Here is a 14,838-nt window from a genome sequence, read left to right on the forward strand (position 1 = left end):
GCCCGCATCGGCAGGGTTCTTCAAGCTACGGAACTTTGACGTTACCATCGCGTTTTGTTCGCAGCTGTACTGCGTAGGATTAATTCCTCAGGGCAGTGAGAGACCTGGTGATACGAGCTCCCTATGGAGATCAGGTCTCGCCCCGGCCTTCTTCCGAACACCTCAGACAGCTTCCGGCATTCCATTGGTACCGTCATAAATGTCGAGATCGGCAACCAGATGCCTCGCGTCAACGCGCTCACCAGCCCGGTTCTCCCAGAAGCAATGTGCGATGCCCTTTACGACTTTCTCGACGTCCATGGCCACGCCACCTGTGCGAAGGACGACCTGGGAGCCCTCGCTGATTTCCCGCTTTTCGTCTTCCATGATTTCCTCCTCAGTTAGGCGATACCGAATTCGGCCTTGCCTGTGGTGATGATGCGATTGAAGAGCGCCGGGTACTTCCGGATGAGGTGGCCTTCCATCGGGATGAAATGCAGTATGTCGCCGTAGTAGCTGCGGTTGGCCGAGATCGCATCGACACCGCCAAGGTTGATGACCTTGTCCTCGCTGACATCGGGCGACATTGGATCCGTCCCTGTTGCCAGGGTGACGCCGTTGATGCTGATCGTCATTGTGCCGTCGGCATCGTCGCGGCAAAACGCGAAGATCGCCGGCGTATTGGACGCGGGGAGACTTGCCTTCGCGACAGTAGCCGCTCCGAGCGAAGCCGTTGTCGAGAATGACAGGTTGCCCGTCGTGACTGCAAACCGGGCGCGGACAATCGCGGTAGCGCCGCTGTAGATCGAGAACAGCTCGATCGTATTAGCCGGCGCACTGTCCCGGATTTCCGGCCCGATCGTCGCAACCATAAGGATCGTGAAGGACTTGGTAGTCAGTCCCTTCGACAAGACCATACGATGACCGACGCCACCGTTCAGGCGAAGAGCGGTCTTGCCGTTGATCAACGATGGACTGACAATAGACCAGCCGGTGCCATAGGCCGCCAGCAGTGCGTCGGCACCCCGAGCGCGACCAATGTACGGCGAGCCCTGATCCTTCAACCGCGAACCGTCGAGGTCATAACCGAGGCCGGGCACCGCAGCGTTTGCCTTGTCGAACGGGGTCATGATGATGCGCTTGGCTGACTCTGCGCCCGAAGTCCGCAAGCCGTTGATGATCAGCCCTCTTTGAGCCATGTGTTCGGTTCCTTCGATCAGGTGGGAGTAATGATGTCCGCCGCCAGCCAGTTGCGCCGGTTGCCGTAGGGGTGGGTTCCTGCATCACTGTCGCGGTAGCAGATGCGTGGGCCTGTGGTCGGCCCGCCGTTTGCGCCGGCGGCGCCATCACAGCCCATGAAAAGCCGTTCGTTCGCGGTGAGCGATCCCGGGTTGCTTGCCAGCGTGAAGATGAGGTCGCTACCCAAAATCGCGATGGAGCTGATCGTGGTTGGCGCCGCCGGATTGTAGTAGCGAAAGCCGTCTTTCACCCCGGCAATGATGCCGGCATCTGCATCAGGCGGCGTTACGTTGACGGCATCTCGCACGATCGGGCCGACAGGCACATTGCACGTGAGCGTGAGCGTCGCTCCGGACCGAGTTGCCGAGGCAGCTTTGAAGCAGGACGCCTGACCAGCCTTATGCCGGATGCGCGCACCGGCGTGCATATCGCCCGCCATGTAACTTCCGACATTGGTGAAATGCACACCGTCCGCAGCCGTCGGCATGATGTATTCCGAGCCGGCATAAACGATCTTCGTCGGGTTCTCGCGAGCAGCTTGGGCGATATCGCCGGGAACAAACGAGAATGCGTCCGCATAGGTCGGCGCGGTCCAGTTTGCCAGCGACGAAACGTAGAAGACAACCTGGCCATGGCCGGGGATGATGGCCTGCACATCAGCAGTCAGATCAGACTGCCACTGCACCAGGTAGCCCTTGACGACGCCGGCCGCCGCACCTCGATCGTTCTGTCCGAAGAACACGTCGATCGAGACTTCCATCGGAATTCCAAGCGCCTGGCACATGATCCAGTCGCGTTTGATGGCGGCAAGCAGATTTGCATAGGGCACGGTACCCTTCTTGTTCTGCATATAGCCGGTGCCACCAACGCCGACCGTCGTGAACAGGAAGGCTTCGGTCGAGGCGAAGGCGCCTGATGTCACAAGACGGTTGCCCATAGCCGAGAAAGGCGTTTCACCGCTGATGCTGTCGAGGCGCTCAAATGCATCGACCCACTCCACGAGGTCGCTCTTGGCGACCGGCGTGTTCACGTATGAGCTGGTTTGCACCGTGCCCGTGACGCGCATCCCGCAGCCCTTGTGCATAAGGGACCGGCCGGGGTTGAGCGCTGTCGTACTTAGAAGCGGAAAGCATTCGCGACCGATGCCCGTTGACTGGCCGACACCATAGATGGCGTTCATCTTCGTGGTACCGGCCGCCAGCGAATTCTTCGCCAGCAGATCCTCCTTCACCGTGCTGACCAGCCCGCCGGTGACGGTTTTATAGACGAGGTCGCTATCGACGACCTTGGGGTCTCTCGGGCTGACGTCGTTGAACGTCGCCTTGATCTCTCGATCCAATAGCGCAACGACATTGCCGGCGTCGATGGTCGCGGACGCGCCATCAAAGCGGGCGGGCAAGTCCTTGAACGGGCCGTTCTCCCACTTGTTCGAGCCCCACCGCTTGGCTCGCTGGATGACCATGTTGTCGTCTACTTCAATGGACTCGTACTCGGCGTCCGTGAACTCGAAGGTGGAGCGGATGTAGGCAGTCCCGTCATAGTTCGATGCAATGATCGGTACACCGGTCCCGTCGCGAAGCAGGACTGCTGCAAAATCCTCGTCGAGAACCCGATCACCAAAATCCGCTTCCAGTCCGACGTCCATCATGCTTGGCGTGACAGCGTCGGTATCGTTCTGATTGTCGCGAACGGTCGTGCTCGTGGCTTTGGGAACGGTGATGACAGGGTTGTCCCCGACCGGCGTGTTGCCGGTGGCGATGCCAGCGCCTGAAACGGTGTTCGCGCGAACGTCGATGTATTCACCTGTGCGTTTCCACCCGGCTGGTGAGACCGACCAGCTGAAAATACCCTTGTTCGGCACACTCCCACCGACAACCGGATCGGTGTGAGTGCCTGCATCATCCGTCACCTCGCCCTTTTGCAAAGCGGCAGAACCGGCGACAGCGGCGAGCTCTGCCCATGTTTTTGCCGACCGGATACCGGCCGACGCCGCCGTTGCTGCCTTATCGATCTCGGTACCGATTTTCCCTGCGAGCATCTGCTCAGAAAGATTATCGACAGTGATCGGCGTGACGCGGCTAGTCGGCGTTTCACGCAGGCCGACCAAGCTGTCGACAGTCGCAGACGGAATTTTGTCGTTGAGACGTATGCCGGACATTCGGTTCCCTCAGGGTCAGGTGACGAGAATGGTGTAGGGACCGGCCAGTGGCCCCGGTGTGTCGCCGTTCATCGGGCGGAGCCAGACGTAAAGAGTGCCTTGCGAAAGACAGGTCGCCGTCTCTTCGTAGAGTGCAACGCCATCGATCTGAGCGACCGCGTTCGTGTTGGCGTTAATGGCAAATCCGGTGTTGCCGGAGACCGCTGTCAACGCGCCATACTGAATGCCGGTCACTGTATGGTTCGGACCGATGACGCTGCTGCCGCCGGTCAGGCGTGCTGACGCTGCGGCACTGGATCCGCTGATGCTGTCGATTGAGAAGCTGTAGCGGTAGACCTTTCCCACCGTCAGCGTCAGGCTCGTCCAGGACAGGGTTCCGGCAGTTCCGGCCGCGTGGTTGGCCTTGCCACTGCCTACTGTCCATCCGGCTCCGGTTGTGGGGGGTGGAGCTGCAGCAGAGAAGTCACCATTTGTGAGTTTGGTGACGCGCGAAGCATCACCCAGGACGCGGTTGTAAGAGCCTCCGGCCGCGACAGGGATTGGAGCAAGGGTAGCGTCGGATTCACTGAAGACGCCGGAGGTGTTTCGGTAGAGTTTGACATGCGTTGTCGTCTCCGCATCGTCAGGCACGGTCAGGAAGATATCAGCCTTGCCGAGACCGCCGCTGACGACGATCAAGCCGACATTGAGGGCATCTGGCACGACTGGATCATCGGCGCCGATCGTTGTCGTTCTGGACACGCCCCAAACACTAGGAATGCCATCTTTCGAAACCGACCGAGGCTGCCATTCGACTGTATTGCCGGCCGCGTAGCCGGGGATATCGACAACTCCTGATGATGCCGGGGCCGTCGCCGCGGTTGACCACGAGCCGGCGCCAGAGACACGATGGCGGACCTCGTAACGATCGACGATCACCGGGCTGTTTTCACCCGGACGAAGCCGGATCATCAGGCCGTCGGCGTCGTCCGTTCCCGTGATGCCACTGCGAACGGAAGTGACAATGGGCACCGGCGGCGCCGTATTCGATCCGACCGCGTCCGCGCCAACCCGCCCGTTCCACGTCGGCGGCACCTCGGCTGCGACCTTCTCGTGCATCTCGTCGGCTGCTGACAGCATGTGCAAAATCGACGAATTGTCGTTGCCGCGCTCGATGCCCGCGACGATCGCCGGGATGCTCTCCTGCGCCATAGGCCCGAAATGCACGAGATCCCCGTAGACGGGAACTTCGCCACTCCCGACCAGCGACACAGCCCGGTTCTCGCCAGGGATGGTTTTCAGGGTACGAAGGACGGAGACGCCTTCAGTGTCCTCTTCATCATCGAAATGACGGAAGCGCAGTCCGTATGTGACGCCCTCCTCCATCTTGAAGACGGAATCTGTCTCGATACGATTGCCGGCAACGGCCGTCACACGGCCCGAATGCATCGCCCGCACCAGCACGTCGCGCGCTAGCATGACCGCGCTGCCAGGCGCGGCCCGACGGATCGAGCCCGCCTGCGTCGCAGTGTAGACCGTGTTCCGATAGATGCGCTCGTACTGCAGTCGGCGCGTTTCGATCCAGATTTCGTCCGGGTTCGTTTTCCCCGGCAGCTCCAGCGCCTCCGTGACGTCAATCGGCTTCAACACCCAGCTGCTTGACCCTGCGCCTCCGACCTTCTTGTAATAGCCATTGTTGATCGGCGTCGGGTCGGCATAGACCTCGGCCCGCTTTCCCGCGCGCGGAGACAGGTAGGCATCCATCGTCGCCTTCGTTTCAAAACGTATATCGGCGGGCCAGGGCACGATGCGCTCAGCCTCCAGATAGTCGTTCGTCTCATCGAGGAACGTCACGCGATGCGCATCCGGCGGCTCGAAATACTTTGTCGACCAGCGGAAATTGGATGCATTGCGAACGCTGATATGGTCATCGATCACGGTTCGGGGTTTGTCGATCGTGACCGTCCACTTCTCCCCATCCCACCAGACCGCCGCCCGACCGGCAGCGCCCGCCGCCGCCAGAACATCATCGAGGCCGTTCTCGAAATCATGAACCCGGTTGTATTTGAGCCCGACATCCTCGCAGTGTTCGTGCCATTCCTCGAAAGCCGGCCAGTCGATCTCTTCGTCGCTTGCAGGATATGCGAAGTGATCTCCGGTGATCGCATGCAGGGCGAACGATGCCGGGCTCTGCGTCTCGACGGCAGGCGTCCAGCTCGAACCGTTCCAGTCGCGCATCTTGGCCGACACGACACCATTCAGCGCATCGAGCGTGCCGTTGAGCTGGTTGGTGGCCTTAATCCGGGCCAGTGTCTTGGCGTGCGGCTTGGCGAAGTTGAAGGGCGATTCAGGCCGGAAAGACTGAAGCGCAAACCACTTTACGTCGTCCTGGTCGCCGACATCGTCATCGTTCTTCGTCTTGCGCGTCAGCTGAATTTCATATCGGCCGCGCGTCGCGACGCCGGCATGGTTCTTCAGCGTGAAGCGGAATGCCCGGAAGAATGACTTCGTTTTCTCCTCGTCATAGATCAACGTCGTGACGACATCGAAATCGGGCGCACCGATCAAGCGCATCGCAACCTCGATCTCGACACGCTTGGACGACTGTCCGCCTTCGCTTCCCGTCTCGAACAGACCGCCTTCAAAAAACAGAATGACGCAAGCTTCGGCAGCATCTGTCGCGGTGTATCGGGAGACCGGCTTTGCAACGGCTGGATCTTCGGTTGGCTCGCCATAGTCATCACGTGGTGCTTCCATCACGATTTCGGCGCCGACGCTCTCCTCGATCACTTGTGAGGGGTAGAGCGTGAACGGGACGTCACCGTCGGCGCCGTATTGCGTTTCGACCGTCTCTTCGTCGTACTTGTCGAGTGGCGTTTCGCCGATCTTCAGGTTCGTGATTGCCAGCGGTCCGTAGCCCCACAGGAAGGCGGAGCGAACATAGATCAGGTCGCCGACGATCTCGGTCCATGTGCCCGCTGCATATCGTGGCGCGTAGCGCATCTTCCCGGCGACCAGAGGCACGAAGCCATCGGGCGACGCCTGGTTGCGCCAGCCGGAAATCGTGTAGGTCGGCTTTTCCTTGTCCTGTGATGGCGTTTCCGGCTTGAACAGCGAGTTCAGCAGCAGGCCGCCCGCCGTTACGATCGCGAACGTCGCCAGCGTCCGAAAGAAACCCTGCAGCGCCAGACCGCCCGGTCCAGTGATTGCAGTAGCCGCCACCGTGAGAAGCAACTGAAGAACGCTTTGCATTGCCTTGCCGGCCGGTACGACGCGAACGACAACGTGAACGTCCGCCTTCGGACGAACAATATTCCAGACGGCCGGCTCAATGGCACAGAAGCCGGCATTGCGGACGAGCGAGACCCGGACACGCTTCAGCAGCGACGGTGACGCCACCGGAAACGCCGCCGCCACGATCTGGGCCACTGTCTGGCCGTGAGGCACCACGAATTTTGTGCGCGCCTCGCCCGGGTCGAACATCGGCATGACCGTGACATGCACGGGCGCATCCCCCGGCGCCAGCGTCGGAAGGTCGAGCAGTTTTCTTTTCATGATGTCAGATCAGATCTCGATGCCGGTAAAAACCAACGAACTGCGAGGCCCAACGCCCCGAATCTATGCGCTCAACCCGGGCGCCACCGGCATACTTGTCGCTGTGAAGCATCCGCCGTTGATCGACCATGACGCCGACATGGCTGTCGTAACGACCGCGCCGGAACACCGCGACATCAAGCGCTGTTGCCCTGTCCCTCAAGCTCCACGTGCCCGCGGCGACCTCGTCGCGAACCAGCGCCGCGATCTCGGCCAACTCCTCCGGTGACACCTCGTCATAGGAGGGAAGGACAATGCCTCTTTCCGTTGCCAGCACCAGACGAACAAGCCCCCAGCAGTCGCAACCGTCCGCCCCGCGCCCATGGTCGAGATAGGGCGTTCCCACATAGCGGGCTGACCAATCCAGCGTCACGGATGCAGCCCCGGGAAACGTTCCTTCGTTGTCCGGTCGGCCGGGCAAGGCTCTTCGAGTACGTGGCGGCGGTTGAACGAAAGAGATATCGCGCCGCCATCGCCTTCAGCCCCCGACATGAGGTGTCCGAGAAACTGCCGCTCGATGAAATCCGGGCTGGACCGCATGACCGTGCACATGTCCACCACCGCCGGTTCGATCGTTGACGTCAAGATGTTCGCGATCTCACTGTCGAGAACGTCGATGATGAGAGCGCCCTGCATGGCCGCGTCGGTAACATCGTCGGGCAGGTCAAAACCGATTCCGATGAACAGGAACGTGTTTTCCTCCCCTTCTTCGGCTAGCCAGGGCGACACCGTTCCGCGCATATAGGGCTCATAGGAAACCACCGAGTTCGGGTCCGACGAAATCAGGATGTCCTCGACGAGGTCGGGATGCCGGATGCGGATCAGCACTACCTCGTAATCATCGGAGCCGACGGCGTCCTGAGCCTTGCTTGCGGCAGGCGACAGCGGATATTTCACGACGGCAACCGTGCAAGGCGAAACGTGACACGATACGCCTCGACGTCGATCTGGCTGCGCGCCGGCAGACCCTGATCAGCAAACATCACCAGCATGGTCTCGGTATAGAGTAGCGGCTGATCGTTCTCGTCGAGAAGCACGTCCAGGTTCTCATCAAGCATCGCGAAACCGTCGATCAGCGGCGCCGGGATCGTGAACGGCAAGGCGCCCTTCTTCGTCGTCTCTTCATAGAACTTGTCGAAGACACCGAGTTGCCAGCGCTCCAGTTGGGTCGAAAAAGGCACGACATCAGACACGGCCGCGAACCGAAGGCTTGGCACCGCCGGCCCGGCGTCGGGACGAAAGAAAGAGCGCCCCTCGCCGGATTGATCGGCGAAGTCCGCGCGGAGCGGCGGCGGCAGCTCGGAAGGATAGGCGGGTATCGTCATCGGCGCACCCTCGGCTGCCGGGCGCCCATGCTCTTCAACTGCTTGTTCAGTGGTGAGCCGGGACGACGCGCTTCATTCGCGGCCATCTTCGAGAAGGTCACATTGACCTTTTCGTTGCCCTCATCGTCTTCCTCTTCCTGCACCTCGGGATAGTAGCCGGGCGGTGCATTGATGATGTTGATCTGGCGGTTGACGGTTTGGCGGATGCTGCCGCCACCTGTCGCGACGGGACGAGAAATCGGGGCAATGCCACCGCGCCGGATAGCGTCAGCCGCTGCAACGCCGCCTACTCTCGCGATGTCGGCTTGGCTCCACACCACTTCCCCGCGATGGACGATGCCGGCAGGATCGTTTTTCCCGCCGTAGCCTGTAAACCCGCCATCGGACCAGAGCCCGATACCGCCACCGGCAGCAAAGGTTGCCTGCGCACCGTTCGGGACGAAAGGTCCACTCAACAGGCTTCCCAACCATCCGAACAGACCGCCACCGCCGCCCCCGCCGCCCTGTGGAGCGGCAGGGAACTGAGACAGAGCACTACCGATCTGGTTGAGGCCGCCGCCGAAGGTGCCCAGGCCTTGGTTCGCGGAGAGCGCAGAAGTCGTGACCCGATCCAGCGCGCTATTGAACTTGTTGACATATGCGGTTCCGGTCGTGCCAAGGATGTCGGCGGAGCCTCCACCCTTGCCAACCGAACCGGGGCCACCAAACCAAGCCTGCGCCGCACCTGATGGACCGTATTTATCGACGTAGCCACCGAAACGATGATTGAAGATCGCGTCTTGCGCGCCCCGATCCGACAGGAATTGGTTTGCAGTGAGCCGCCGACCAAGAGCTGCTTCCGACCACGGGCCGACGTTGTTGCCCATGACCTGATATGCACCATAGGCGCGGTCCCCGTTGCGGGTGATCGGTCCAAGCGCATCGTATCGTCCGCCACTCTCGATTGACTGAATTGCGCGGGCGTAGGCGGAGATGTTGCCACCAGCCGGTCGCATGATCGCCTGAAACGGATCATTGCTGTTGGCAGGCGCGAACATCCGGGAGACGTTCGCCGGATCAGCGATGCCGCCGCCATTGACCACAACAGAGCCAGCCGTGACGGACATTGCGCCGACCGCCTTGCCCGCCGCGTCGGCGCCGGGGAACTTGCCGCCAGTAAGCGCCGAGAATATGCCGCCAAGACCGCCAACACTTTGCATGGTCGGAAGGTTGTCGCCATACAGGGCGTTCTTGAGCGGGTTCGCCACGGCAAGGTTGAGCATCTCCTTGTTGATGTCCGTGAAGATGTTCTTGACGATATCCCAACCGTTTTCAAAGCCGTTTGACATACCGTCTACGATGTCGTCTATCGCCGACCGGCCGACATCGCGGATGTCTTCCCAGGCTGCTTTGTTCTCCCGAAGAATCTCCAACGAACGAAGCATGGCGGCATCCTGGCTGGCCAGATCGACCGGCAAGCCGGAGCCGCGCAACTGTGATGCGATTCCAGCCTCCTGGTTCGTCCGGAAAAGCTGTTCACGCTCAAACCGTGCGTCTTGCTGGAGGCGAGCGCGGGAAAGCTCCTCGGTGAGCCTGCCAACTTGAGAGGCCGCGCCGCGAATTCGCGCCACTTCATCCGGATCGACAATCCCGCCGTTCTGGCGCGCTTCGTCCTTCAACTGGTTGAGCAGTTCATATTCGCGCCGAAGAGTTGCGGCCTCGCCGGCGGTCTTGCCTACAAGCTGGATTTCAAGCTGCTGGTCAGTGACGATCCTCGAAAGGCGGACCGACCGCGCCTCGCGGGCATCGGCAAGTGTCTTTTCAGCTTGCGCCAGTGCAAGAGTCCCCTCTTGCTGAATACGAAGGCGGCGGGCAGCAGCTGTTTCATTGTCGTTGTATTGCGCAGCGGCGGCTTGGCGGGCAGCATCTGCCTTCTGTTGCGGTGAACGTGCATTGAGAGATGCGATCTGCGCGTCAAGTGCGGCTTGGCTGCGTTCTTGAGCAATACGTTCACGGGCTTCAAACAGGGAGAGATTCCCCGCATCTGCCGAGTTTGTCGTTCCGCGAGACAGAAGTCTTCCGTTCGGCCCCCGGTCATCGAACAGGCGGCGACGATCCATCTCAACGTCGCGAAGGGCTTCCGCAAGGTCGCGGAATGGCTTGAGCGCGGCGATAGCATCATCCGCCATCTCGCGAATGCCCGAATTATTGGACGTGCGGCGGATATCCTGCAAGCGTCCGATCAAACCGAGAATATCCGGCTTCCCAGCGACGGTTGCCTTATGGAGCGCGTCGAAATCCAGTTGCAGAACTTTGAAGAAACTAGATTCTCGGAACTGCCGCCCGTTCAGTCCAGTTGCATCTCTGTTGAGATTGATGGCTGACGAAATACCAGCCCCGACATCCCCACTCTCGACGTTCTCGCGGAGCCGTTTCGTCAACGCGGTGATGCTGTTATCCAGCCCCAACGTGACAGTGTCAGTGCTTGAACGACCGTACCGGCTTCGCTGCTCGGCCGCGTCACCCCAAAGAGCGCCCACGCTGCGAATGCTTTCCTGGTGTTCCTTTAGCAGATCCTCAGTCGTCTTGGTTTCTCTCTTATTAAGGGCATAATAAGCCAGCGCAGCGCTACCAGCGACACCGAACGCGATGCCGACAGGACCTATCGCAGCTAGAGCACCGGTCGCGAGAGTAGCAATGTCACTTGCCGCCGCCCTTAACCCGCCTTGTCCGACGTAGTTTTGAGCAATCTGCGGCAGTTGCTGCGCAGCGATCATGCCCACAGGCATCCCGCCGGCAAAGCCCTGGCCGATATCGAATCCTTGATAAATAAGGTTCTGACGGCGGGACTGGCCGCTATTATCGTTCGCCCCGCCTTGACCCGGAACCGAAGCGTCAAACCGCGCTCGCGCCAGAGCCTGCGCCTGCGCCAGCTCCTTCGCGCTCAGACCGGCCCTTTCAGCCAGCAGGCTGTACTGCTCAAGCTCGGCGTTCAGTCGGTCCTGGGCGGCTTGCGTCGGATTGATCTCCGCCCGCAACGAAGCAACCTTGGCAGCGAGGTCATCGGCTTCGCGTGCAGCCTCCTCGAACGCGGAAGCCGATGCACGGGCCGAGATCGCCTGTTGACCGATACCAAACCGGCCGTTCAGGTCTTGGGCAAAGTTGGCGCCGCTCTGCTGCGAGCGCAGCATGGAAATTTCCTCAGCGCGGCGGGCTGCGGCTTCCATTTCACGGAACTGTTCCTCGAATACGGAAGCCGATGCGCGGGCATCGCCAGTCTGTGGAGCGACGATACCCAACTGGCTGTTGAATGCCGTTTGAGTACGATCCGCCACCTGCGACTGCCGCGCTGCTGCGGCGAGCTGGGCATATTCCGCAGCCTGACGTTTCGCAGCAGCGGCGACCGCATCGTGAGCAAGCCGCACGCCGTCCAGTTCGGCGATCTGCCGCGTCCGAATCCGCGACAATTCAGCGGTCGCCTGTTCTTCGGTAGCCACGCCCGTCAACACGGCGCGATTGATGACATCGAGCGAGCGCGTCATCTCCCGCTCGAGGCGGATTTGCGCTGTTACAACTGGATCACCTTTGGCACGAAGATTGTCGAAGGCATCAGCAACGCGGTCAATGGATTGGGGGAGCTTGGACGAAAATATCTGCTGCTGACGTTCGAACGACGCAGTAGCCTTCGCAGTTGCGGCTGCCGCACGATCGCCGAGATGCTCATATGCTATCTCGGCACGACGCATCCCGGCCTCAACGCCAGAAGCATCGATCACCAATTCGGTGATTTTTTGCACTCTCTCGGCCATCTCTTACCTTTTGCGGGATCGTGCGCTATCGTCCCTTCGTTGCTGGAGGTCCAAATGCGCGTCGTTCTTTCGATTGTATTTTCACTGCTGACTGCCGCATCGTCGTACGGGCAGACCGTGACCGATGGGTCAGCCGGCGCTATTTCGGCTGTCGAGCTGCAGAGCCTCTACAAAGTGCTCCCCGACTTTCTGAAGGACCCAGAGTCTGCGAGGCTCACGAAGTTGCATAAAGATCCGGATAACCAGGATTATGTCTGAGGCTTCGTGAATGCCAAGAACGAGATGGGCGGCTACACGGGGACGCAGCCATTTCGCTTCGGACTGAAAAGCGAGATGTTCATTACCGGTATGAATAGCCCCTGTTGAGGCTACTTTGCCGCCAAGAAAGCATTGTCGAGGTCTTCAAGAACCTCTATCTGCCAAGGGTCGAGCTTCATTCCAGTGTTCCGGCAGAATGCATCGATATCAGGCCACTCAATCGGTGCGCTGGCACCATTCTGTAGCGGCGATTTCCGACGTCTGATGCGATTATACGCACTCCAGAGGAACCCCAAGTCTTTCGGGAACTCAGGTAACGCGAGTTCGGCCTCGTACTCCGCAATCTTTTCCGACTTTCTCGCCCGCTTCAAAAGCCCTTTGATCCGCTCTCGATGGCTAACACCGTCTTCCCCTACCACCGAGAGCGAAAATGCGCGCTCCGCAAAAGAGATCAGGTCTTTCCGAAGCGCTGCGTAAAACGGGTCTCGTCATTCAGCGCCGTGGTGAGCTGGGCGTAATAGCCGCTCATTTCTGGCCTGATGAAAAGCTCGGTGGCATTCTCGTCGGTGAATTCATAGACCTTGCCGTCGATGGAGATGGGTGTCCATTCCAGGACGCGTGCAACCGCCCATTGAACATTGTCTCGGCGCGCAGTGTCAGCGCTCTTTTCTTCGGGGATAAACGGGCGACCATTGATCGTCGCCGCTTCAATGAGGCGGGACCGCTCAAGATTGCGGTTGGCTGATTGCTCGGCATACGCCTTTGCCTTGGGGTGAGACGACGGGCAAAGGGTGAGGCTCCAACCGATCTTCCGGTCGCCGGAAACCATTTCGAGCACATAGTTCTGTGTAGGCAAGAAGCCGGTGATATCGATCGGGCCGGCGGATTTCGCTTCAGTCGTCATGTTCTGATCCTTTGTCGGAAGGGGCGGAGGCGACAGGTCCGACTACCCGCCGCCTCCTTGCTGCATGCAACGTCTTTCGGCTGTCGGGGCCGATCTCGTCAGTTTTTGACTGCTGCCTTTTCGACAACCTTGTCTGCGGCCTTCTGGGCAGCCAGTGCCGCCTTGTCAGCGACTTCGACCGGTACCTCATCGGAGGCGTTGACCTGTACGGTTGTCGATACTTTGCCGGTCTCGCTGACCGAGAGCGAAAGCAGCGCATCCATGGTCAGCGGCCACGTCACCGCCAGGCCGGCGGTCTTGGCCTCGACCAGTGCCTCATGAAAATTCTGGGCAGCGTCTCGCACTGCCTTTTCGGGATTGCTCATGCCAGTTCCTTTCAGGGTTAGGCCGCGTTGCTGACCTGGATGGTAACAGTCGTCGGGTCGAAGGCGCCGCCGCGGTTATCCTTGCCGACGAGATCAGCGGGAATGCCGAGCGTCACAGTGCGGGCACCGCCGGACTTCTGCAGGGCAGATTTGGCGACAGAGCCGAGTGTGAAGTTCGGGACTACGAGCGAGAAGAAGTCGGTCGGCGACGTTTCGTTCTCGGACGCCAGAAGATGCAAGGAAAGCTGCGTCTCTGCGTCGAAATCAGCCAGCGCCTGCAAGTCCTTCAACAGGAGCGTCAGGTTCATCGAGACCTGCTGCGTCCCCATGAACACATCCGGCGAAATGCCGGTCGGGTTGACCACTGTCGGTGCGGTCGGCTGCAGGTCCAGCGTGAAGTCGAACGCCGTCAGGTCGAGCACGTCGCTCGATCCTAGCCGGATAACAGCCTCGGATGCCGCAAGCGAAAGCTCGGTCGGGTCGGTCGGGCTGGTGAAATGCGGTGCGGAAACGCCGTTGACCACATCCATTTCGCCCGTTCCGGTCCAACTGTATTCCGCATCGAGCATGCCATCGGCATTCAGCCGGATCATGCCCCGGCCCCAACGGCAGTCCGGGTAGACCTCGGAAGCGTCGAGATCGTAGAGATGCTCCTCGATCGTGAAATAGGTCTTCGACATCGACCCAACGTTGCCGTTGGTCAGCACCCGGCCGACGCGCACGATGCTGAAGGCGGTATCCGCCGATGCGTTCACCACCAGCGTTTCGGAGACAGTGATGGTGGTCGCCGTCAGGCCGGTAATTCGCAGATTCTTGCCGTTGTTGGCCGCATCCGGAAGACCTGTGGCACGAATGACTTGGCCGACGCGCAGGCCTTCGGTGATCCAGCTGCCGGCGGCGGCAACGATCGTGTTCGCGCCCGTGGTGACGCTGGTCATCGCCGATTGCGTGATGGTCAGGTTTGCCGCCGACCAGGTGCCGCGCATCAGAGCTTCCCAGACGGCATCCGCGCGGCCCATGCCGATTTCGCTCGAATATGTGCCGCTCGTCCGGCGCGAACCGTGACGGCCGCGAAGCTGCTGCCCATCGCCGCGAACCAGCGCAGACTGCACCGCTGCCTTCGATAGCTGGCCACCAGCGCCGCCCGAGGTCGGCAGGATCTGGGCGCCCGAGCCGCTGGCCTGTGAACCCTTGGCCGATTGCGCCTTGAAGGCGACGTAGCCATTCCAATTTTCTGCGTACGCCATGC

The 14,838-nt window shown here is 60.5% G+C and carries 12 protein-coding genes; 1 reads left to right on the plus strand and 11 read right to left on the minus strand.

From position 1 onward, the window contains the following. Positions 1-162: 162 nt before the first annotated feature. The 8 genes from ASG68_RS07145 to ASG68_RS07180 are packed head-to-tail and all read right to left on the minus strand — an operon-like array spanning position 163 to position 12,062. Positions 163-366 carry a hypothetical protein gene (locus tag ASG68_RS07145; protein ID WP_062578474.1) on the minus strand — a complete coding sequence of 68 codons (204 nt, stop codon included), beginning with the start codon at positions 364-366 and terminating at the stop codon, positions 163-165. A gap of 14 nt (positions 367-380) precedes the next feature. Beyond that, the gene (locus ASG68_RS07150) at positions 381-1,178 is read right to left on the minus strand and encodes a hypothetical protein (RefSeq protein ID WP_062578472.1); all 798 of its coding nucleotides are present in this window, start codon (positions 1,176-1,178) and stop codon (positions 381-383) included. A gap of 17 nt (positions 1,179-1,195) precedes the next feature. Next, positions 1,196-3,376, minus strand: a complete 2,181-nt coding sequence (locus tag ASG68_RS07155) for a hypothetical protein (RefSeq protein WP_062609210.1) — start codon at positions 3,374-3,376, stop codon at positions 1,196-1,198. 15 nt (positions 3,377-3,391) lie between these two features. Beyond that, positions 3,392-6,910, minus strand: coding sequence for a hypothetical protein (locus ASG68_RS07160; protein ID WP_062609213.1), 3,519 nt, complete (start codon positions 6,908-6,910; stop codon positions 3,392-3,394). Positions 6,911-6,914: 4 nt separating this feature from the next. Next, the gene (locus ASG68_RS07165; RefSeq protein WP_062578466.1) at positions 6,915-7,322 is read right to left on the minus strand and encodes a C40 family peptidase; all 408 of its coding nucleotides are present in this window, start codon (positions 7,320-7,322) and stop codon (positions 6,915-6,917) included. Next, positions 7,319-7,846, minus strand: a complete 528-nt coding sequence (locus ASG68_RS07170) for a hypothetical protein (protein ID WP_062578464.1) — start codon at positions 7,844-7,846, stop codon at positions 7,319-7,321. Before ASG68_RS07170 ends, ASG68_RS07165 begins: the two co-directional genes overlap by 4 nt. After that, complete coding sequence (locus ASG68_RS07175; RefSeq protein ID WP_062578463.1) at positions 7,843-8,274, minus strand: hypothetical protein; 432 nt, start codon at positions 8,272-8,274, stop codon at positions 7,843-7,845. The genes ASG68_RS07170 and ASG68_RS07175 overlap by 4 nt, the downstream gene beginning before the upstream one ends. Continuing rightward, positions 8,271-12,062 (minus strand): hypothetical protein, encoded by a 3,792-nt coding sequence (locus ASG68_RS07180; RefSeq protein WP_062578462.1) that lies wholly within the window; start codon positions 12,060-12,062, stop codon positions 8,271-8,273. Before ASG68_RS07180 ends, ASG68_RS07175 begins: the two co-directional genes overlap by 4 nt. Before the next feature lie 54 nt (positions 12,063-12,116). Here ASG68_RS07180 and ASG68_RS07185 point away from each other — a divergent pair, with 54 nt between their 5' ends. Next, positions 12,117-12,320, plus strand: coding sequence for a hypothetical protein (locus ASG68_RS07185; protein WP_062578460.1), 204 nt, complete (start codon positions 12,117-12,119; stop codon positions 12,318-12,320). 451 nt (positions 12,321-12,771) lie between these two features. Here ASG68_RS07185 and ASG68_RS07195 read toward each other — a convergent pair whose 3' ends face one another. The 3 genes from ASG68_RS07195 to ASG68_RS07205 all read right to left on the minus strand — a co-directional run bounded on the left by ASG68_RS07195 (position 12,772) and on the right by ASG68_RS07205 (position 14,836). Beyond that, positions 12,772-13,224: a hypothetical protein gene (locus tag ASG68_RS07195; protein WP_062578456.1), complete on the minus strand. Its 453-nt coding sequence runs from the start codon at positions 13,222-13,224 to the stop codon at positions 12,772-12,774. Between the two features lie 98 nt (positions 13,225-13,322). Then, positions 13,323-13,589 (minus strand): hypothetical protein, encoded by a 267-nt coding sequence (locus ASG68_RS07200; protein ID WP_062578454.1) that lies wholly within the window; start codon positions 13,587-13,589, stop codon positions 13,323-13,325. A 17-nt stretch (positions 13,590-13,606) separates the two neighbouring features. Next, positions 13,607-14,836 carry a phage tail tube protein gene (locus tag ASG68_RS07205; RefSeq protein ID WP_062578452.1) on the minus strand — a complete coding sequence of 410 codons (1,230 nt, stop codon included), beginning with the start codon at positions 14,834-14,836 and terminating at the stop codon, positions 13,607-13,609. Positions 14,837-14,838 lie beyond the last annotated feature (2 nt).

This window comes from Rhizobium sp. Leaf453 (genome assembly GCF_001425605.1).
In the GTDB taxonomy this organism is placed as follows: Bacteria; Pseudomonadota; Alphaproteobacteria; order Rhizobiales; family Rhizobiaceae; genus Pararhizobium.